The 19,890-nt window shown below is 72.8% G+C and carries 17 protein-coding genes and 3 pseudogenes; 5 read left to right on the top strand and 15 right to left on the bottom strand.

The features are described 5' to 3' along the window. Nucleotides 1-4 precede the first annotated feature (4 nt). Nucleotides 5-1,327, bottom strand: coding sequence for a sensor histidine kinase (locus tag ACEXOX_RS27110; RefSeq protein WP_406523811.1), 1,323 nt, complete (start codon nucleotides 1,325-1,327; stop codon nucleotides 5-7). A gap of 161 nt (nucleotides 1,328-1,488) precedes the next feature. Between ACEXOX_RS27110 and ACEXOX_RS27105 the strand changes: the two are divergent. Together ACEXOX_RS27105 and ACEXOX_RS27100 are read left to right on the top strand one after the other, a co-directional pair. Next, nucleotides 1,489-2,488: pseudogene (locus ACEXOX_RS27105) on the top strand (SAM-dependent methyltransferase). 115 nt (nucleotides 2,489-2,603) lie between these two features. Continuing rightward, nucleotides 2,604-3,745, top strand: a pseudogene (locus ACEXOX_RS27100) (NADH-quinone oxidoreductase subunit D). 51 nt (nucleotides 3,746-3,796) lie between these two features. Here the strand turns inward: ACEXOX_RS27100 and ACEXOX_RS27095 are convergent. The 3 genes from ACEXOX_RS27095 to ACEXOX_RS27085 form a co-directional block, all read right to left on the bottom strand. After that, nucleotides 3,797-4,351 (bottom strand): DUF4232 domain-containing protein, encoded by a 555-nt coding sequence (locus tag ACEXOX_RS27095; protein ID WP_406523810.1) that lies wholly within the window; start codon nucleotides 4,349-4,351, stop codon nucleotides 3,797-3,799. 146 nt (nucleotides 4,352-4,497) lie between these two features. Then, nucleotides 4,498-5,151, bottom strand: coding sequence for a GNAT family N-acetyltransferase (locus tag ACEXOX_RS27090; protein ID WP_406523809.1), 654 nt, complete (start codon nucleotides 5,149-5,151; stop codon nucleotides 4,498-4,500). 183 nt (nucleotides 5,152-5,334) lie between these two features. Beyond that, nucleotides 5,335-5,949 carry a TetR/AcrR family transcriptional regulator gene (locus ACEXOX_RS27085; RefSeq protein ID WP_406523808.1) on the bottom strand — a complete coding sequence of 205 codons (615 nt, stop codon included), beginning with the start codon at nucleotides 5,947-5,949 and terminating at the stop codon, nucleotides 5,335-5,337. A 109-nt stretch (nucleotides 5,950-6,058) separates the two neighbouring features. Here ACEXOX_RS27085 and ACEXOX_RS27080 point away from each other — a divergent pair, with 109 nt between their 5' ends. Beyond that, entirely contained in the window at nucleotides 6,059-6,565 is a 507-nt protein-coding gene (locus tag ACEXOX_RS27080; protein WP_406523807.1) for a DUF1453 domain-containing protein, read from the top strand. An 89-nt stretch (nucleotides 6,566-6,654) separates the two neighbouring features. Here ACEXOX_RS27080 and ACEXOX_RS27075 read toward each other — a convergent pair whose 3' ends face one another. Continuing rightward, nucleotides 6,655-7,203, bottom strand: coding sequence for a TetR/AcrR family transcriptional regulator (locus ACEXOX_RS27075; protein WP_406523806.1), 549 nt, complete (start codon nucleotides 7,201-7,203; stop codon nucleotides 6,655-6,657). A gap of 213 nt (nucleotides 7,204-7,416) precedes the next feature. Here ACEXOX_RS27075 and ACEXOX_RS27070 point away from each other — a divergent pair, with 213 nt between their 5' ends. After that, nucleotides 7,417-8,676, top strand: coding sequence for an MFS transporter (locus ACEXOX_RS27070; protein ID WP_406523805.1), 1,260 nt, complete (start codon nucleotides 7,417-7,419; stop codon nucleotides 8,674-8,676). A gap of 109 nt (nucleotides 8,677-8,785) precedes the next feature. Here ACEXOX_RS27070 and ACEXOX_RS27065 read toward each other — a convergent pair whose 3' ends face one another. From ACEXOX_RS27065 to ACEXOX_RS27050, 4 genes are all read right to left on the bottom strand, one after another. Further along, nucleotides 8,786-10,324, bottom strand: a complete 1,539-nt coding sequence (locus tag ACEXOX_RS27065) for a hypothetical protein (protein ID WP_406523804.1) — start codon at nucleotides 10,322-10,324, stop codon at nucleotides 8,786-8,788. A 118-nt stretch (nucleotides 10,325-10,442) separates the two neighbouring features. Further along, nucleotides 10,443-11,468, bottom strand: a complete 1,026-nt coding sequence (locus ACEXOX_RS27060) for a glycine betaine ABC transporter substrate-binding protein (RefSeq protein ID WP_406523803.1) — start codon at nucleotides 11,466-11,468, stop codon at nucleotides 10,443-10,445. A 107-nt stretch (nucleotides 11,469-11,575) separates the two neighbouring features. Further along, a complete protein-coding gene (locus ACEXOX_RS27055; RefSeq protein ID WP_406523802.1) occupies nucleotides 11,576-12,304 on the bottom strand; it encodes an ABC transporter permease in 729 nt (242 codons plus the stop codon). A gap of 4 nt (nucleotides 12,305-12,308) precedes the next feature. Next, the gene (locus tag ACEXOX_RS27050; protein WP_406523801.1) at nucleotides 12,309-13,046 is read right to left on the bottom strand and encodes an ABC transporter permease; all 738 of its coding nucleotides are present in this window, start codon (nucleotides 13,044-13,046) and stop codon (nucleotides 12,309-12,311) included. Nucleotides 13,047-13,251: 205 nt separating this feature from the next. Between ACEXOX_RS27050 and ACEXOX_RS27045 the strand changes: the two genes are divergently transcribed. Continuing rightward, entirely contained in the window at nucleotides 13,252-14,436 is a 1,185-nt protein-coding gene (locus ACEXOX_RS27045; protein ID WP_406523800.1) for an ABC transporter ATP-binding protein, read from the top strand. Between the two features lie 30 nt (nucleotides 14,437-14,466). Here ACEXOX_RS27045 and ACEXOX_RS27040 read toward each other — a convergent pair whose 3' ends face one another. The 6 genes and pseudogenes from ACEXOX_RS27040 to ACEXOX_RS27015 form a co-directional block, all read right to left on the bottom strand. Beyond that, on the bottom strand, nucleotides 14,467-14,949 hold the full coding sequence (locus tag ACEXOX_RS27040; protein WP_406523799.1) for a DUF3180 domain-containing protein: 483 nt from the start codon (nucleotides 14,947-14,949) through the stop codon (nucleotides 14,467-14,469). Between the two features lie 138 nt (nucleotides 14,950-15,087). Next, nucleotides 15,088-15,681, bottom strand: a complete 594-nt coding sequence (gene folK, locus ACEXOX_RS27035) for a 2-amino-4-hydroxy-6-hydroxymethyldihydropteridine diphosphokinase (protein ID WP_406523798.1) — start codon at nucleotides 15,679-15,681, stop codon at nucleotides 15,088-15,090. After that, nucleotides 15,678-16,036, bottom strand: a pseudogene (gene folB / locus ACEXOX_RS27030) (dihydroneopterin aldolase). The gene folK and the pseudogene folB overlap by 4 nt, the downstream one beginning before the upstream one ends. Before the next feature lie 416 nt (nucleotides 16,037-16,452). Continuing rightward, entirely contained in the window at nucleotides 16,453-16,944 is a 492-nt protein-coding gene (locus tag ACEXOX_RS27025; protein WP_406523797.1) for a nuclear transport factor 2 family protein, read from the bottom strand. Further along, nucleotides 16,941-17,861 (bottom strand): dihydropteroate synthase, encoded by a 921-nt coding sequence (gene folP / locus ACEXOX_RS27020; RefSeq protein WP_406523796.1) that lies wholly within the window; start codon nucleotides 17,859-17,861, stop codon nucleotides 16,941-16,943. The genes ACEXOX_RS27025 and folP overlap by 4 nt, the downstream gene beginning before the upstream one ends. Before the next feature lie 78 nt (nucleotides 17,862-17,939). After that, nucleotides 17,940-19,784, bottom strand: coding sequence for a phosphatidylglycerol lysyltransferase domain-containing protein (locus ACEXOX_RS27015; RefSeq protein WP_406523795.1), 1,845 nt, complete (start codon nucleotides 19,782-19,784; stop codon nucleotides 17,940-17,942). Between the last annotated feature and the right edge of the window lie 106 nt (nucleotides 19,785-19,890).

Below are 19,890 nucleotides of genomic sequence, written 5' to 3'. Positions count from 1 at the left end.
CCTTTCAACGGCGGTGCGGGGGGCGGAGCCGGTGGTCCCGGCGCCGGGAGGGCCGGCCGGCGTCGGCGCGGCAACAGGGTACGTACGGGTGGGGGGAGCGGGGCGTCGTCCCCGCCTCACTGCCCCGATTTGAGCGGCAGGACCGCGCTGATCCGGAAGCCTCCCCCGGCCGCGGCCCCGCGTCCAGACTGCCGCCGACCATGCCGACGCGTTCGCGCATGCCGATGAGCCCGTGGCCGAGGCCGTCCGTCCCGCCGCCCTCGTACAGCTCGTGCTGGGCGCCGCGCCCGTCGTCCTCGACCAGCAGGTCCAGCTCGGCGTCGCGGTAGGCGAGGCGGACCGTGGCGCCGACGTCCGGGCCGCCGTGTTTGCGGGTGTTCGTCAGCGCTTCCTGCACGATGCGGTACGCGGTCAGCTCGACGCTGCTGGGCAGCGGGCGCGGTTCGCCCGCCACCTGGAAGTCGACCGGCAGTCCGGCTCCCCGCACCTGGTCGATCAGGTCGGCCAGCTGCTCGACGCCGGGCTGCGGTACGTACTCGCCGCTCTCCGGCTGTTCGCCGGTGCGCAGCACGCCGAGCAGCCGCCGCATCTCGGCGAGCGCCTGCCGGCCGGTGCCGGAGATCGTCTCCAGGGCCTGCTTGGCCTGCTCGGGCGCGGCGTCCAGGACGTAGGCGGCGCCGTCGGCCTGGACCACCATCACGGACACGTTGTGCGCGACGACGTCGTGCAGCTCGCGGGCGATGCGGGCGCGCTCGGCGGCCACCGCGATCCGCGACTGGGTCTCGCGCTCCTTCTCCAGCCGGGCGGCCTTCTCCTCCAGCTGGGCCCAGTACGCGCGGCGGGTACGGACCGAGTCGCCGAGCACCCACGCCAGCACGAAGGGGACGGTGAACAGCCCCAGGACGAACAGCCCTTGCCACAGGTTGCCGGGCGGCGCCTCACCGTTGCCGCTGCGGACGGCGTAGAGCGTCGGGCCGATCAGCGCACCGCCCAGAGCGGTACGCGAGGCCCAGCGCCTGGTGCCCGAGGCGACCGTGTAAATGGTCACCAGCATGGCGAAGTTGGACGGATTCGGCTGTACGTCGAACACCAGCTGGCAGAGGCCGACCAGGACGGACAGCAGCAGCATCTTCTCGGGCACCTTGCGCCGCAGGGCGACGGTGAGGCACATCGCGGCGACGACGAGAGCTTCGAGGATCGTCCGGCGCTCGCTCTGCACATCCGCCGACGCGACCAGCATCAGACAGTTGAAACCGAACAGGAGGACGGCCCAGAAGGTATCCACCCCTGTCGGATGCCTGCGGAAGAAGTCGTAGAGACGCTGCACGTCACCCAGCGTAGGCAGGCCGTATAGGTGTACGGGTCAACCGGACGGGCGATCCTGGGGGACGGGAGTACTCCGCAAGGTGGAGACGGGCCTGACACCGGGCCCCGCCGCCGTCCGCGCCCGCGTCCGCACGCCCACCCGTCCCCGCGTACCGTGGTGCGGTGACACACGACTGGTGCGGCTGGCGGGACGCCACGGAGCGGGCCCTGTACGGCCCCGGCGGCTTCTACACCAGCGGCGACGGGCCGGGCCCCGCCGGCCACTTCCGTACCTCCGTGCACGTCTCCCCCCGGTACGCCGAAGCCCTCGCCACCCTGCTGTGCCGCGTCGACGTGGCCTTGGGCCGTCCGGCGGAGCTGGCGCTGATCGATGTGGGCGCCGGGCGTGGCGAGCTGCTGACCGGAGTACTGGCGGCGCTCCCGGAACCGGTGTGCGCCCGCGTGCGCCCCTACGCCGTCGAACGCGCCCCCGGCCGGCCGGACTGGACGACCGCGTCACCTGGCTCCCGGAGCTGCCCGCACCCGGTTCCCTGACCGGCCTGCTCTTCGCCAACGAGTGGCTCGACAACGTCCCGGTCGACGTCGCCGAGACCGACGGGGACGGCGTGCTCCGGTACGTACTGGTCCGCCCGGACGGCACCGAACGGCTCGGCACCCCGGTCACCGGCGCGGACGCCGCGTGGCTCACCCGGTGGTGGCCCCTGCCGGCCGACGCCCCCGGGCTGCGCGCCGAGATCGGCCACCCGCGCGACGCGGCCTGGTCCCGCGCGGTCGGCACTCTGCGCGCCGGCCTCGCCGCCACCGCCGACTACGCGCACACCCGGGACACCCGCCCGCCCTTCGGCACCCTCACCGGCTTCCGCGAGGGCCGCGAGGCGCCCCCGTACCGGACGGCACCTGCGACATCACCGCCCACGTCGCCCTGGACGCCTGCGCGGGCCCCGGCGCCGAGCGCGTCACCCAGCGGCAGGCGCTGCACGCCCTCGGCGTCGACGGCCGCCGCCCGCCCCTCTCCCTCGCGTCCAGCGACCCGGCCGCCTACGTACGGGCCCTCGGCTCGGCGGGCGCGGCGGCGGAGCTGACCGACCCGGCGGGCCTCGGCTCCTTCGGCTGGCTCCTGCAACCGGTCGGCGGCGTCTGTACGGGCCTGCTCACCCCCTGAAGCAACCGTCCGCCGCCCGCCAAGAACCCGTCCGCGGCCCGGCCCCGCCCGTCGGTCGCCCGGCCGCCGCCCGACCCCACCGGACTCCCCCGGCCCGAACTGCGAGACTGTTCCCATGACGGAGACCACGGTCGGCATCGGCGGCGCGGCGGAGAGCACCGACATGGTGCTGAACATCGGCCCGCAGCACCCCTCCACGCACGGCGTGCTGCGGCTGCGCCTCGTCCTGGACGGCGAACGCATCCAGCACGCCGAACCCGTGATCGGCTACATGCACCGCGGCGCCGAGAAGCTCTTCGAGGCGCGCGACTACCGCCAGATCATCATGCTCGCCAACCGCCACGACTGGCTGTCGGCCTTCTCCAACGAGCTGGGCGTGGTCCTCGGCGTGGAGCGGATGCTCGGCATGGAGGTCCCCGAGCGCGCCGTGTGGACCCGTACGCTGCTCGCCGAGCTGAACCGGGTCCTCAACCACCTGATGTTCCTCGGCTCCTACCCCTGGAGCTGGGCGGCATCACCCCCGTCTTCCACGCCTTCCGCGAGCGCGAAGAACTGCAGAACGTCATGGAGGAGATCTCCGGCGGGCGGATGCACTACATGTTCAACCGCGTCGGCGGCCTCAAGGAGGACCTGCCGGCCGGCTGGCTCGGCCGCGCCCGGCACGCCGTCTCCGAGGTCCGCTCCCGGATGGGCGTCTTCGACCGGCTGGTCCTCGGCAACGAGATCTTCCGCGGCCGGACGCGCGGCATCGGCGTACTGAGCCGCGAGGCGGTGCACGGCTACGGCGTCTCCGGGCCGATCGCCCGCGCCTCCGGTGTCGACTTCGACCTGCGCCGCGACGAGCCCTACCTCGCGTACCCGGAACTCCAGGACACGCTGCGGGTGGTGACCCGAGAGGAGGGCGACTGCCTGGCCCGCTTCGAGTGCCTCCTGGAGCAGACCCACAACTCCCTGGAGCTGGCCGACGCCTGCCTGGACCGGATCGCCGAGCTGCCGCCCGGACCGATCAACCAGCGCCTGCCGAAGGTGCTGAAGGCCCCCGAGGGCGCGACCTACGCCTGGACCGAGAACCCGCTCGGCATCAACGGCTACTACCTGGTCTCCAAGGGCGAGAAGACCCCGTACCGCCTCAAGCTCCGCTCGGCGTCGTACAACAACATCCAGGCGCTGGCCGAGCTGCTGCCCGGGACGCTCGTCGCCGACATGGTCGCCATCCTCGGCTCGCTGTTCTTCGTGGTCGGCGACATCGACAAGTAGCCGGGCCGGCCCGGGAGCCCGGGGCGGCACAAGGGGCGTACGCCGCCCGGACTACGTACGCGGCCTGGGCCCCTCCCGGTGCCATGCCGTGACGCCCAGCTTGCCGGTGGACCCGAGATCGACCAGCTCACGGACCAGCTGCGGACGGCTGCCGCCAGCGGCCGGTGTGAGCGCCAGGAACGCACCGTTCACCGCGGGGCGCGTCGCGTCCGTCACGCGATTGCGCCACATCAGTACGGCCCTGACGTGCTCGCCCGGCTTGAGCGTGACCGGCTCGGGGCCGACGTCGTCCACGACGTCCGAGCCGTGGCTGATCTTCACGTCCAGCGGTTTGCGGTCCTTGTCGAGGACTTGGACGCCCGGGTAGCCGTTCACTTTGTAGGGGCGCTCGCCGCAGTTGGTCAGGGTGATGCCCATCGCGCGGGTGCCCATGGCGGCGTCCACCGGAGAGCCCTTGATGACGACACCGTCCTCGGGGCAGGCGGGGGCGGTACGGGACGGTTTGGGGTCGGGCTTCGCCTCCGGCTGCTCCTCGGGCTTCGCCGAACAGCCGACGGCGGCGAGCACCACGACGCCGAGCACGGCCGCCGAGAGCGCACGCGTCACCGGCCGGGCCGCTCCTGCGATGACTGCTCCGGCCACTGCTCCACTCCGCGTGCGCCTCACGTCGACCAACCACTGATCGAATCGGCCGCCAGCGTACCCGTACGGGGGCGGCGCGGACCCCGGCGTCCGCGCCGCCTCCGGCCCGCTCACGCCCCGAAAAGCGCCCGGCACTCCTCGGTCCATCCCGCCACCTCGACCGGCACCGTACGGTGCGCCTCCCACCCCGCCCGGTCCAGCCGCAGCCGCTGCAACGTCCGCGCCTGCCCGCGCACCGCGGCGACCTGCACGCCGTCCGGTACGTATCCGAGCTTGCGCGAGACCGCCAGCGACCGGGCGTTGTCCGTCATCGCGGCGGAGGTCACGGCGTCCGCGCCGAGCCGGTCGAAGACGAAGTGCAGGACGGCCGCCCGCATCTCCGTACCGATGCCCTGGCCCTGGTGGGGCAGTCCGAGCCAGGACCCGGTCTCCGCCTCCCTGGTCACCCCGAAGGCGGTGCCGACCACGTCCTGGCGCCCCACCGCCTTTCCCTCCCGTGTCACCGCGAGGCTCAGCGTCCAGCTCTCCGGCTGCCACGCCGCGACCGTGGAGAGTACGTGCTGGAACGTCGCGCGTCCGCGCTCCTCCGGGGCCGCGTCCGTCCAGGGCACGGTGAACGGCATCTCCGCCGCGTCGTGCACACCGTCGGCGGCGACCTCGGCCAGGTCGTCGAGGAGGTCGAGGCCGGGCAGGCTCAGTTCGAGGCGCGGGGTACGGATGCGGAGGCCGTAGAGGGGCCAGTGGTGTCGGCGAGGCTGTCTCATGACGGAATGCTGCCGAACGGGGGTCCGTGGCGTCGACCTGTTTCGCGTGCCCGCCGTGGGCCCCTGGCCTGTCCCTCACGTGCCCGCAGCCTGCCTTCAGGCCGCCTGCCGCCTGCCGCCGTATGCCCTCAGGCCGCCCGCCGCGTGCCCTCAGCCCGCCCGCCGCTCGCCCGACGCCTGTCCTCAGCCCGTCTTCAAGCCCTGCAAATGCCTGCGCAGCACCGCCCGCTGCGTTTCCGGAGTGACGTACTCCGGCTCCAGCATCGCGCGCAGGTTGAGGCCGTCCAGCAGGGCGGACAGCCGCAGGCACTCCAGGTCCACATCCAGGCCGGCGGGCAGGCCGCCGGCTTCCTGCGCGCCGCGCAGCACCCGCGCCAGCAGGGCCCGCAGGCCGGCCTCCAGCTCCACCGCGCACTTCCGCAGCTCCGGCCGGAGCCGGGCCGCGCCGCAGAACGCCGCCCAGAGCACCGCCTCCTGACGCCGCTCCTCGTCCAGGGCGAGGAACTCGCCGAGCAGTTCCTCCACGCGCGCCGGCCGCTCCCGCCGCGCGGCCGGGTCGAGCAGGCCGTCCACATGGGCCCGTACGCGCCGGTCGATCCGCGCACTCAGCTCACGCATCGTGAAGAGCAGCACCTCGTCATGGTCACGGAAGTAGTGCCGTACGGATCCGACGGCCAGCCGCGCCTCGTCGGCGACGGTGCGCAGCGAGGCGCCTTCCACCCCCTCCCGCCCGATGACGCGCAGAACGGCGTCGGCGACGGCCTGGCGGCGGGCTTCGGGGTCGACGATCTTCGGCATGTTGCCATTGTGGCACGCCCGAGCTAAATTGTTTTTGGCACGGTTGAGCTAAAAAGTTGGACCGAGACAACGTCGGGCGCCCGCCACCAGGGCGCCGTCAGGGGGAATCGTGAACGGCTGGCTGCTCGCGGCGATCATCGTCGTGGTCCTCGTCCTCGTCGTCGCCAAGCGGCTCAAGGGCGAACCGGTCAACGTCCGCGACCTCTTCGCGGGCCCGGCCGTCCTCACCGGCCTCGGCATCCTCTTCGTCGCCAAGGCCGACGGCGTGACCGGCACCGACATCGCCTGGGTGGCCCCCGGCGCCTTCCTCGGCCTCGGCCTCGGCGCCGCACGCGGCACCCTGGTGCACCTCTTCGAGAAGGACGGCACCCTGTGGCAGCGCTACACCGGCCGTACGTTCCTCGTCGTCATCGCGTCACTGCTGGTCTCGGCCGGTTACGGCGTCATCGCCGAGCACCTGGGGATGCACCCGTACGCCCGGCCCACGCAACTCACCATCGGCGTCAGCTTCCTGGGCGAGTCCCTGCTGGTCTACCACCGCGCGCGGAAGACGGGCACACCCTTCGCGCCGCAGCAGGAATCCCCCCTCGCCTTCCTCGACCGCCGCTCCCGATGAGCCACGCGGCCGAGGAGCGCCACACAGCCTGAGGGGATCACGTGGCCTGAGGGGATCACGCAGCCCAGGGGATCACGCGGCCTGGGGAGTCACGCGGCCGCGAGGAGGGCGGCCGCCACCGCCCTGGCCCGGTGGGCGGGCGCCGCCGAACGTTCCCGCAGGGCGGTGACCTGGGCCCCGTCGATCAGCAGGACGAGCTGTTCGGCCAGCTCCCGCGTGCCGCGCACATACCCGGCCCCGGTGAGCAGTTCGGCGACGTACGAGGCCAGCGTGCGCTTGTGGGCCGCGGCGGCGCGGTGTGCGGCGCTGGCCGGGTCCGCGATCTCGACCATCGTGTTGATGGCGGCGCAGCCGCGGTAGTCGTCGGCCGAGAAGCGTTCGGCGAGGGCGTCGAAGAGGGCGAGCGGTGCGCCGCCGCGCTCGGCGACCGCGGCGTGCAGCCAGTCGAACCAGCGCCGGCCGTAACCGTCGATCATGGCCACGACCAGGTCGTCCTTGCTCGCGAAGTGCCGGTAGAAGGACGCCCGGCCCACCCCCGAGACGGCGAGCAACCGCTCCACGCCGACGGCACGGATGCCCTCGGCGTAGAAGAGGTCCTCGGCTGCCCTGACGAGTCGTTCCCGGGCGTTGGTCGGCATACGGCCACGATAGCCAACCTTGACTCCGCACGGAACCGATCGGTACCGTCTCGCCTCACCAGCAGACGGTACCGATCGGTGCCATTCTCGGAGCCTGGAGACCGTATGTCCCGCCACAGCGCGTCCGACCAGCCACCGCCCCCGTCCTCTCCCTCGTCGGTTCTGCCGCCTCCCCCACCCGCGGAGTTTTCAGCGCCGCCGGATTGCCGAGCGATGGCGCCCGCCGCCACCGGATCGGGAAGCTGGCGCTTCCACGGAGCCGTGCTCGCCGCCGGAACGTTCGTCGTCGGCACCGACGCCTTCGTGATCGCGGGCGTCCTGCCCGGCATCGCCGCCGATCTGCACGTCGGGCTCGGCGCCGCCGGACAGCTCGTCACCGTGTTCGCCGTCGCCTACGCGGTGCTCTCGCCCCTGCTCGCGGCGCTCACCGCACGCTGGTCCCGCCGTACGGTACTGATCACCGCGCTGGTCGTCTTCGCACTCGGCAACGCGGCCACGGCGCTCGCCCCCGGCTACCCGGCCGCGCTGGCCGCCCGGGTCGTCGCGGCCGCCGGCGCCGCGCTCTACGCCCCGAACGCCTCGGCCACCGCCGCGGCCCTGGCCGGTGAGGCAGCCCGCGGGCGCGCCTTCGCCCTGGTGAACACCGGGCTGACCTCCGCGCTGATCCTCGGGGCGCCGCTCGGCACCGCCATCGGCGGCGCGTACGGCTGGCGCAGCACGATGTGGCTGGTCACCGTCCTGCCCCTGCTCGTCGTACCGCTGCTCGCCGCCCGGCTGCCCCGCATCCACACCGACACGCCACGCGGCCTGCGCCGCCGGTTCGCCCCACTGGCGGACCGCGGCGTCCTGTACATGCTCGTCGTCACGGTCGTGGTGTTCGTCGGTATCTACATCCCCTTCGAGTACCTCAGCGCCGTCTACGGGCCCGTGCTCGGTCCCGACGGCGGCGGCCCGACCGCGGTCCTGCTCCTGGTCTTCGGCATCACCGGCACGGCCGGGAACCTGGTCGCCGGCCACCTGGCCGACCGCTTCGGCCCGCGGCGGGTGGTACTCGGCGCCGCGCTCGCGCTCACCGTGATCTTCGGGCTGGTGCCGCTGAGCCGCGAGTGGCTGCCCGCCGCGCTGATCGCGGTGGCGGTCTCCGGCTGGGTGTCGTTCTCGGTGACCACACCGCAGCAGCACCGGATCGCCGCGCTCGCCCCGCAGGCGCAGTCCGTGGTCGTCTCCCTCAACGCGGCCGCCCTCTACCTCGCCGTGTCGCTGGCCGGCGGCCTGGGAGGCATCGGGCTGGAGACGGTGGGCGCGACCCGGCTGCCGTGGCTGGCCGCCGGGTTCACCCTGGTCGCCGCCGTACTGACGGCCGTACACCGGCCGAAGGCGGAACGGACACGGGCGGAACGGGCACGAGCGGAACGGGCGCGGGCGGGCCGAGAGCGGGCGGGCCGGGCGAAGGGGACGGCGGGCGCGGCCTGAACGCGACGATGCGCCCGGCAGTGGCCTGCCTGCCGCTGGGCAGGAGCGCCACCGCCGGGCGCATCGTCACGCGGAACGGAGAATCCGCGGAACCGTACCCGCTCGCGGGTCAGGAGGAGACCGCGCTGCGCAGTTCCGCCAAGTCGATCTGCTCGGTCTCGTCGTGCGCGGTCAGGTCGATGACCTCACCGTTGCCGGCATCCGCGGCCTCGGCCGCCGCACGGTCCGCCGGAGCGTCCGCGGCCTCGCCCTCCGCCGCCGACTCCTCGGCCGTCGCCGTCTGCGCCACTGCCTTCTTCGTCGCCGATTCCTTCGTCACCGGCTTCTTCGTCACCGGCTTCTTCCCCGTCGGCTTCTCCGCCGTCGGCTCCGGGGAACCGTCAAGGGCCCTGCCGAGCGCCGACTGTTCGGCGACCGCCTCGTCGCCCACCACGTCGGCGAGGTCCTCCTCCAGCCGCCGGACCGGCTTCGGCCGCCGCGTCACGGTCGACGGCGCGCCCGCGCCCGGACCGTTCTGCGGCGCCCCGTCCCGCACGGCACCGGTGCCGGTCGCCGTCCCGAAGAAGTCGAAGCCGCCCTGTAGGCGGGAGGCGGGCAGCCGCGCGGCCCGCACGGGCGCGACGACGGCCGCGGCAGCCGGAACCGGCCGCAGACCTGATGCCGAACCCGCGTCCGCCTTCGCACCGGCACCGGTCTCAGCACCAGCGTCCGGCAGCTCGGCGGAACCCAGGTCACGGCCCCGACCGGCACCACCGGCCGTACGGACAGAGACCTCGCCCGCCTCCACCTCAGCGACTCCGGACGCGGCAGACTCCGACACCCCCGCCTCCGCACCGCCCAGCTCCGACGCCCCCGACTTCGGACCGCCAGCCTTCGCCGCATCCGCGATCACCGCGTCCGTATCCGCCGCACCCGTGTCCGCCGCATCCGCCTTCGTCGCCCCCGACCTCGGACCCCCCGGCTTCGGACCGCCCGACCTCGGACCACCCGACCTCGGACCCCCCGGCTTCGGCACGGCGGCCCTACGGTTCCGGCCTTGCGCGGCCGGAGGCTCCGTGGCCGCCCCGGGATTCCCCTGGCCGTCCTCACCGTCCTGGGCCTGCGCGCTCTCGGCCTGCCGGGCCGCGTTGCGCGGCAGCTGCCGCAGCGCTTCCGCCGCCCGGTGGTACATCCCCGCGGTGAGCGCGCCCGGCACGCTCCCGTCCGGGCCGTCCGCGGTCCCGGACGTCAGCTCCCCGGCGGGAGCCCCGGTCTCGATCGCGAGCAGCCGGCGGCCCTCCAGGGCGCTGGCACGCTCGGTCTCGGCGGTGGCGTAGCGGCGCAGCAGCTCGGCGTGCTCACTGCGCAGCCGGGCCAGCTCGGCCCGCTTGGCCCGCAGCTTGGTGTCCAGCTTGCCGCGTATCCCGCGGGACTCCTCCAGGTCCGTTTCGAGCTCGGCTATGCGTTCGTCGGTCTTCCACTCGTCCCGCATCCGGGCGTTCTTCAGCTCGGCGACGCTCTTGCCCGCCGTACGGTCCCACGCGCGCAGCAGGACGGAACCGGTGACCGCGGCGGCCGCCGCGCCCGTGGCGAGCACCCGCTGGGCCAGGTCATCGCCGACGAACCAGACGCCCGAGGCACAGGCTAGTGACGCACCGGCGACCGTCACGGGCGGAAGAAGCCGGTGCAGGGATGGCGAATGGCGGTGGCGTCCTCGTGGCATGGCCTGAAACTTACCGTGCGTGCGGGATCTATGGGGCCCCGCCCGCCGGTTCGTTTCCCGGTGGTTACTTCTTCGCCAGTCCCTTCGACTCCAGATATGCGCGCGCGACATCCGCGGGCTTCTGCCGTTCCGCGTCGACCTTGCGGTTCAGCTCGATCAGATCGGCGGTCGTCAGCTTGTCCGTGAGCTTGCCGAGAGCCGCCTCGATCTCCTTGTCGCCGGCGCTCTTGGCATTCACCACGGGCAGCACATTGTCGGCATTCTGCAGCTTCTTGTCGTCCTTCAGCAGCACCAGGCCGAAGTTGCCGAGGGTGGCGTCCGTCGTCGTGGTCAGCACCATCTGGTCCGTGCCGTCTTTGACGGCCTGCTTGGCCTGCGTGGTGCCCACGCCCTTCGGGTCGATGCCCGCCACGTCTATGCCGTACACCTTCTCCAGACCCGCCTTGCAGTACGGCCGCGTCTCGCACTCCTCGCCGGCCGCCAGCTTGATCTTCTGCTCGGACCGGCCGAGGTCGGAGAGCGTCTTGAGGTGGTGACGGTCGGCGAATTCCTTGGTCACCGCGAACGCGTTCTGGTCCGTCGCCTCCCCGGCCGGCAGCACCTTCAGCCCGCGGGGTTCCGCGAGCGTCTTCAACGCCGCGACCGTCTTGCCGATGTCACTGGAGGCGACGGGCTTCGGGTTGGGCCCGTTCTTCTTGGCGTTGAGGAATTCGGCGAGGGTCGAGGCGTATTCCGGTACGACGTCGATCTGGCCCTTCTCCAGCGCCGGTTCGTACAGCTCACGATTGGCGAGCGTCTTGACGGTGGTGTGGTATCCCGCATCGCTAATGATCTTGGAATAGATCTCCGCGAGCACCTTCGACTCGGTGAAACCGGCCGAGCCGATGACGATGTCCCCCTTCCCGCCGGCGCTCTGGGAGCCGCCCTTCTCCTCCAGGCTCTTTCCGCCGCAGGCGGCCAGCCCGCCCGCCAGCGCGACCACGGTGCCCGCGACGAGCGCGGTCCGCAGGGCGCGGGCCGGTCTCCGGCCGCGACCGGGCCGACGAGCGGGGAGATGGCCGTGCTGCTGGCTGTTCGAGTGCTGGTTCATACCGGTTCACCATCCAAGGAGGAGAGAAGGAGTTCTGGTGCGGCCCCGGGGCCCCGGCCGGGGCGCGTCATCGCCGGGCCGGGCCGTCCCCGCGCAAGCCGTCCGGCTCACGCGGGGCTCCCGGCCGGTGTCGCGTCGTCGGCCGTCGTACGGGACTTCCGCGAGCGGCTCCGGCCCCGGCGCATCGGGTCGAAGACCCGGTCCGCCAGCACCAGCAGCCCTTCGACCAGCAGCGCCAGTACGGCGACCAGCACCGCGCCCGCGACCACCTGCGGCGTGTTGTAGTTGCCGAAGCCGGCGGTGATGATGCGGCCGAGGCCGCCGCCGCCCGCGAGCGCGGCGAGCGTCGCCGTGGCCACGACCTGGACACCGGCCGACCGCAGGCCCGTCATGATCAACGGATAGGCGAGCGGCAGCTCGACCCGCAGCAGCAGTTGCGGCCCGGACATGCCCATCCCGCGCGCCGCCTCGACCACGTCCCGGTCGGCCTCCCGCATGCCCACGTACGCGTTGGTGAGCAGCGGCGGCACCGCGAACAGCACCAGCGCGATGATCGTCGGCCAGTCCCCCGCCGTACCCAGCGGACTGAGCGTCAGCAGGACCAGCACCGCGAACGTCGGCACCGCGCGCCCCACGTTGGAGATGTTGACCGCCAGCGCCCCGCCCTTACCGATGTGGCCCAGGTACAGGGCGACCGGCAGGGCGATCAGGCAGGAGATCGCCAGGCACGTCGCGCTGAGGTAGACATGCTCGCCGAGCCGGTGCCACACGCCTTTCTCCCCGGCCCAGTTGGCCGAGGCCGCCAGCCAGTCCCAAGCGCCCGTTATCGCGTCCATCGCCTCAGGCCACCGCCTTCTTCGCCGTCCGGCCCGCCGCCCGCCGCTCCCGCCGCGCGCGGGACCGGGCCCGCGCCTGCACCCGGGTCCACGGCGTCAGCAGCCGCTGCAGGCCGATCAGCAGCACGTCGGCGACCACCGCCAGCAGCACGCAGAGCACCGAGGCCGTCAGCACCTCCGCCTTGAAGAAGCCCTCCATGCCGCTGGATATGAGATTGCCGAGGCCGCCGTAACCGACCACGGCGCCGATCGTCGTCATCGCCACCGTCGAGACCGTCGCGATGCGCAGCCCGGCCGTCAACGCGGGCAGCGCCAGCGGGAGTTCGACACCGAACAGCAGCTTCACGGGGCCGTAGCCCATCCCGCGCGCCGCCTCCCGGACCTCCTGCGGCACCGACTCCAGCCCGGCGAGGATGTTCCGGACCAGGATCGTCAGCGAGTAGAGCACCAGGCCCGTGACGACCACGGCGGCCGAGACGCCGAAGACCGGTGTCAGCAGCGCGAACATCGCCAGCGAAGGGACCGTGTACACGATCGTCGTCAGCCCGAGGACCGGTCCCGCGGCCGCACGCCAGCGGCGGGCCATGAGCGCCAGCGGAAAGGCGATCAGCAGGCCGATGACGACGGACACCAGCGTGATGCCCACATGCTGGAGGGTGGCGTCCAGCAACTCCTGACCGCGCGTCCGGACATACTCACCGCAGATCCAGTCGTTCGCCTCCAGGCAGCCCTGCGCACTCACCCGCGGTCACCTCCCCCGCCCTGTCGCTCACATTTTCGGTGACTGTCTGCGACCCTATCCCCCACCACTGACAATCCGGCCGGCCCGCCATCCAGTCGTAACACGACGCATGTGACGGGACGGGTTCCGCGGGCAGGAGCCGGAGGAGCACAGCGCGCCTACCCGGCCGGCGACCGTCCACACTGGCCACACTGGGGAAACCACCATGATCCGTTTCGAGCACGTCACCAAGAGCTACGGCGACGGCACCACCGCCGTCGACGACCTCTCGTTCGAGGTCGCGGAGGGCGAGCTGGTCACGCTCGTCGGACCGTCGGGCTGCGGCAAGACCACGACGATGAAGATGGTCAACCGGCTCATCGAACCGACCGGCGGCCGCATCTACCTGGACGGCGCGGACATATCGGCCATCGATCCCGTGGAACTGCGCCGCCGTATCGGCTACGTCATCCAGCAGGTCGGCCTCTTCCCGCACAAGACCGTGCTGGACAACACCGCGACCGTCCCGCACCTGCTCGGCTGGCCGCGCAAGAAGGCCAGGGACCGCGCCGCCGAACTCCTCGACCTGGTCGGCCTGGACCCCTCGCAGTACGGGGACCGCTACCCCGAACAGCTCTCCGGCGGACAGCGCCAGCGCGTCGGCGTCGCCCGCGCGCTCGCCGCCGACCCGCCCGTCCTGCTGATGGACGAGCCGTTCGGCGCGGTCGACCCGGTCGTCCGCGAACACCTTCAGACAGAGTTCCTGCGGCTCCAGTCCACGCTCCACAAGACGGTGCTCTTCGTCACCCACGACATCGAGGAAGCGGTACGGCTCGGGGACCGCATCGCCGTCTACGGGGCGGGCCGCGTCGAGCAGTTCGACACCCCGGCCACGGTCCTGGGGGCACCGGCCACCCCGTACGTCGCGGAGTTCGTCGGCGCCGACCGCGGCCTCAAGCGGCTCTCGGTGACACCGATCGAGACCGGTGACCTGGAGCAGCCGCCGGTGGTCCGGCTCGACGACGACGCGGCGCGGGCGGCCGCCCGGCTCGCCGCGGAGGGCGCGGCGTGGGCCGTGGTCCTGGACGCGGACGGCGGCCTGCACGGGTGGGTCTCGGCGGCGGGGCTGGAGGCCGCGGGCTCCGGGACGGCGACGGCGGGGACCGGGCGCGAGGTGCGCGACCACGCACGGCGCATGGACGCGTGGCTGCCGCTCGGTGCGCCGCTGAAGCAGGCGTTCAGCACGATGCTCCAGCACGACGCCGGGTGGATCGCGGTACTGGAGGAGGAACGATTCCTCGGTGTGCTGACGCCTGCGGCGCTGCACGCGGCGCTGCGGCGGTCGACGGCGGCCGACGCGGGCCGCCTGGCGCGCGAGGAGGTCGTGGTGGAGAGCGTCCCCGGCGCGTAGCTGCGGGGACGGCGGGTGCCGTCTCCGGCCCTACGCCGCGCTGGCCCCCGCCTCGTCATCGTCCTCCGGGAGCTTGCACACGCGCTCCAGGAAGAGGGCGGCCACCACCACCGCCGCACCGGCCAGGACCGAGAAGCCCGCGTGGATGGCCTGGTCACGGCGGGGCTCGACCGCGAGGTCCGTGGTGAGCAGGAAGACGCCGACACCGCCGTACACACCGGCCACCACGGAGGCCACCAGGGCGCTCGCCTGGCCGAAGACGACGGCGCGGGCGGCCACCAGCGGGTCGACGCCCCTGGCGTCGGGGCGGCGCTCGCGCTGGGCCTTCAGCCGGGAGCGCAGGGACACGGCGGTGGCGACCAGGACGGCGGCGATCAGGGCCAGGACGACGGGGGCGGCCAGCGGCACGCCGGGAAGCGTGCCGAAGGAGTCCCACAGCCGGGCACCGGCCCAGGCCAGTACTCCGGCTGCCAGGAACAGCCCGCCCAGCACCTTGATGTGTAGCTGCTTCACCGAGCGTTCGCCCCTTGTGCCCTCGTCCTCGTACGTGTGGTGCGCCGTGCGGGTGTCCGCGCGGTCGTGCGGAGTTCGTGCGTCACGGCAGGTCCGGTCCGGCGTGCGGCGCCGGAGGCGCCCCCACCGTCCCAACGTCTACTCGGGCAGCCGAAGTTCCAGGTCCACCCGCGGTACGACTCCCTCGCGGCCGACCGCCGAGAGCAGCTCCGCCACCGCGCCGCGGCCCGGGACCTCCGCCTCCGGGTCGACGTCGTGCCACGGCACCAGGACGAAGGCGCGCTCGTGGGCGCGCGGGTGGGGCAGGGTCAGCAGCGGGTCCTCGGAGAGGACGTCCTGGTACGCCAGGATGTCGACGTCGATCGTACGCGGCCCCCAGCGCTCGTCACGGACGCGCTCGAAGGCCTCCTCGATCGCCTGGCCGCGCTCCAGCAGGGAGGCGGGCGGCAGCGTCGTCTTGATGAGCACCACCGCGTTGAAGTACGACGGCTGCGAGCCGGGGGCGACGCCCCACGGCTCGGTCTCGTACACCGGCGAGACGGCCTTGACGCGGACGCCGGGGGTGTCCTCCAGCGCGTCGACGGCACCCTGGATGGTCTCCAGGCGGTTGCCGAGGTTGCTGCCGAGGGAGATCACGGCGCGTTTCGGGTTGGAGAGCGTCACGTCCGCGGCGTCCACCCGCTCCACCACGGACGTGGGCACCGGCTGCACGGTCGGGTCACTGCTGGTCATACTCGGCTCCGGGTGATGGTGATGGTCACGTCGTCAAAGGGGACGGTGATCGGGGCGTCCGGCTTGTGGACGACCACCTCCACCTCCTGCACCCCCTCGTGCTTGAGGCACTGGCCGGCGATGCGCTCCGCGAGCGTCTCGATGAGGTCGACGGGCTCGCCCTCGACGACGGCCACGACCTCCTCCGCCACGACGCCGTAATGCACGGTCTTCGCGAGGTCGTCGGTCGCCGCCGCCGGGCGGGTGTCCAGGCCCAGCACCAGGTCCACGATGAAGGTCTGGCCCTCTTCGCGTTCCCGGGGAAGACCCCGTGGTGCCCTCGGGCCTTCAGCCCACGCAGCGCGACACGATCCACGCGAATCACACTCCCACTGGTCCCATTGGCACCTCTGGTACCACTGATCGTCGGAATTGCGGGCGGGGACCAGAGACTCGTCCGGCACGCCGCCCCGTCATCGAATCTACCTGCGAGCACCGGCAGTGCTTGCCCACGGGGGCCATGGACAAGGCCCCGTACGACTGCTGGACGCTGCTGCCGGGGCGTGCAGACGGTCGTCCGCGCGGCCACTACCCGTGGGCCCGCGGTCCCACCCCTACCCGCACGGCACTTGGCTCGAACGGGTGCGCCGGAGTCGACCTCGCTGACGTTTCCCGCTGACGGGACCGGCGGAGTCGCCGCAGGCCGTCGGCCTGGTGACGGTCACCGTACCGCCACGGAACGGTCACCCGGCGCCCACGAATACGCGCGAAGTCTTCACGCGAGTTTCACGTTCATACCCCGCCGCCCACGCCTCCGGCACCCGGCCCGTCGTCGGGCCCCGCCGTGTCGCCGTCCCCGTCGTCGTCCTGGTCCGCCAGGACGGGCGAGCCGTGGTGCGACCAGACCCGCCAGCCCTCCTCCGTACGCCGGAAGACATTGGTCGCCACGACGAGCTGGCCGATCAGCGGCCCGACCGAGCCGTCCTCCTCCGCGGGCCCGCCGCTGAGGATGTTCTCGGTGCAGGTGACCAGCGCGGTGTCGCCGAGGACGTCGATCTCCACATCCGTCAGGAAGAACTGGATGTACTCGGTGTTCGCCATGATCAGGGCGTACGAGCGCAGCACCTCGCCGCGTCCGCGCAGCACCGGCCAGCCCGGGTGCACCACGCTCACCTGGCCGTCCATCCACATCTCGGACATGGCCGCGTGGTCGCCGCGCTCCATGGCCTCGTACAGGTCGGTGTTCGCCTGCTCGACCAGCTCGATGTCCGTACGTGGAGTCACACCGCTCCCGTCGCGTCCGCCGCACCCGCGGCGCCCGTCACACTCGTCCCGTCCGTCCGTACCGCCGCGCCTTCGACGGCACGGGCGACCCGTACCGCGTCCGCGCTCGCGCGCACCTCGTGCACCCGCACCGCCCAGGCTCCCTCCCGCGCGACCATCGCCGACACCGCGGCCGTCGCCGCGTCCCGCTCGCGGGCGGGCGGCGGAGCGGCCTGTGCGTCCCCTGCCAGCACCCTGCCCAGGAAACGTTTGCGCGAAGCGGCCACCAGCAGGGGACGGCCCAGCTCCCGCAGCCGCGCCAGCTGCGCGATCAGCGCGAGGTCGTGCCCGGCCTCCTTGGCGAAGCCCAGCCCGGGGTCGACGACGATGCGCTCGGGGTCGATGCCGCCGTGGACCGCCCGGTCCAGGCTCTGCCGCAGCTCGCCGAGCACCTCGGTGACGACGTCCCCGTACACGGCCCGGTTGTTCATGTCGATGGACCGGCCGCGCCAGTGCATGACCACGAACGGCACCCCGGCGGCGGCGACCACCGGCACCATCGCCGGGTCGGCCGCGCCCGCGCTGACGTCGTTGACCAGCCGCGCGCCCGCCGCCACGGCCTGCTCGGCCACCGAGGCGCGCATGGTGTCCACGGACACCACGGCCCCGGCGGCGCACAGCTCCCGTACGACGGGCACGACCCGGCGCAGTTCCTCCGCCTCGTCCACCCGGGCGGCGCCCGGACGCGTCGACTCGCCGCCCACGTCCACCAGGTCGGCGCCCTGCGCCACCAGGTCCAGGCCGTGCTTGACGGCCAGCTCGGTGTCGAACCACTGCCCGCCGTCGGAGAACGAATCGGGCGTCACGTTCACCACGCCCATCACCGCGCAGCGGCCCCAGTCCGGAAGTCCGGCCACCCGGCCGCGCAAGGTACTCATGTCCCCACCCTAGGCGGCCGGGACGCGGCGCCGCCCACCCCCGGGAAGGGCGGACGGCGCACCGGGTACGGAGCGTCGCTACGCCGCCGATTCGACGGCATCCGCGCCGATCGGTACCGGGGTGTGGGCGCACGGCCGCGGCTCGGGGGCCTTCTTGCGGCGCAGCGCGCGGGGCAGGCCCAGCTCCAGGTAGCCCTCGGCCTGAAGAGCGGCCAGGCCGATGCGCGGGATGTCCCGGCTGTTGCGGAAGACCACGAAGCGCGGCTCCCAGCGCGGGCGGAACTTGTCGTTGAACTTGTACAGCGACTCGATCTGGTACCAGCGCGACAGGAAGATCAGCATGCCGCGCCAGATCCGGATGACCGGCCCCGCGCCCAGCTTCTCGCCGCGCTCCAGGGAGGAGCGGAAGACCGCGAAGTTCAGCGACACCTGCTTGATCCTCAGGTCCGGGGCGGCCTGGAGGGAGGCGACGATCAGCAGCTCGTTCATGCCGGGGTCGGCGGCGCGGTCGCGGCGCATCAGCTCCAGCGAGATGCCGTCCTTGCCCCACGGCACGTAGTGCTGCATGGCCTTCAGGTCGCCGAACGGGCCGGGCTGCTCGCCCTCGGCCGGCGCCAGGTGCGCGGTGGCGATCACCGCGTCACCGTCCCGCTCGGCGTCGATCCGGCCCAGCGCCATGGAGAAGCCGCGCTCGGTGTCGGTGTCGCGCCAGGCGTCGGCGGCCTGCTGGACGCGCGCCAGCTCCTCCGGCTCCAGGTCGCGCACGCGCCGCACCCGGGTCTCGTACCCGTTGCGCTCGATGCGCTTGACCATCTGCCGTACGTTGCGCATCGAGCGGCCGGTGAGCGTGAAGTCCGCCACGTCCACGATCGCCTCGTCGCCCAGTTCCAGCGCGTCCATGCCGGTCTCGCGGGTCCAGACCTGGCCGCCGGTCTCGCTGCATCCGGTGACGGCCGGGGTCCAGGAGTGCGCCCGCGCCTCCTCCATGAAGCGCTCGATGGCGCCCGGCCAGGCCTCGACGTCGCCGATCGGGTCGCCGCTGGCCAGCATCACGCCGGATATCACCCGGTAGCAGACGGCGGCCTTGCCGGTCGGCGAGAAGACCACGCCCTTGTCGCGGCGGAGCGCGAAGTAGCCGAGGGAGTCGCGGCCGCCGTGCCTGGCGAGCAGCTCCCGCAGCTGCTCCTCGTCCCGCTCGGTGAGCCGGGCGGCCGGGTGCTCGGGGCGGAAGGCCAGGTAGGCGGTGGTGGCGACGGTCAGCAGGCCGAGCGCGCCGAGCGAGTAGCCGACGGTGTAGTCGACGTTGTTCACGTACCGGACCGGGCCCTCGAAGCCGAAGAGGCCCCACATGACGTGCTTGATCCGCTCCCACACCGACGGATCGCCGATGATCTTGTGCGGGTGGGTGTTGACGATCACCAGGCCGAGGCCGAAGCTGATGCTGCCCAGCGCGACGAAGTTCAGCAGGGCCTTCACCCGGCTGCGCGGGTCCGGCAGCGCCTCGAAGGCACGCCGGTGCCACACCAGGAAGGCCAGCAGGACCAGCGAGAGGGCCGCGCCCACGATGGAGTGACGGTAGACGAGCTGGGCCGCGATGCCCACCGGGAGCAGCGAGACGGCCGCCACCCAGGCCCGGCGCTTACGCCGTTTGAGCCCGTGGGCGAGCATCAGCAGCAGGATGCCGACGACGATGGAGGAGGCCGCCGCCAGGGCGCTCACGGCACCCGGCAGGACCTCCGCCAGGGCATGGAGCCTGCTGTGCCGGAAGCGGGGGAAGAGCCCGGCGACCAGGTTCAGCAGTCCGACGACCGCGCCGGCCGTCCCCACCAGTGGCGGCACCTTTTCCGGGCGGGGACCGCGCAGCCAGCGTGGCGGACGCCACGCAACCGTCCCGGACTTTTCGCCATCTAGCTTGTCAGACATTACTTTCCCGTCGCCCCGGTCGAGAGAACGTGCGAGTCTTAGTCGCAGCATCTGGACTTTTGCGCCCTGTATGACGGCGTTTCAGGGCCCGGGGTTCCACCCGCGG

It is taken from the genome of Streptomyces sp. Ac-502, assembly GCF_045222935.1.
Taxonomy (GTDB): domain Bacteria; phylum Actinomycetota; class Actinomycetes; order Streptomycetales; family Streptomycetaceae; genus Streptomyces; species Streptomyces monomycini.
Note: the sequence above shows the minus strand (reverse complement) of the source record. Positions and strands in the feature narration are given on the sequence as shown.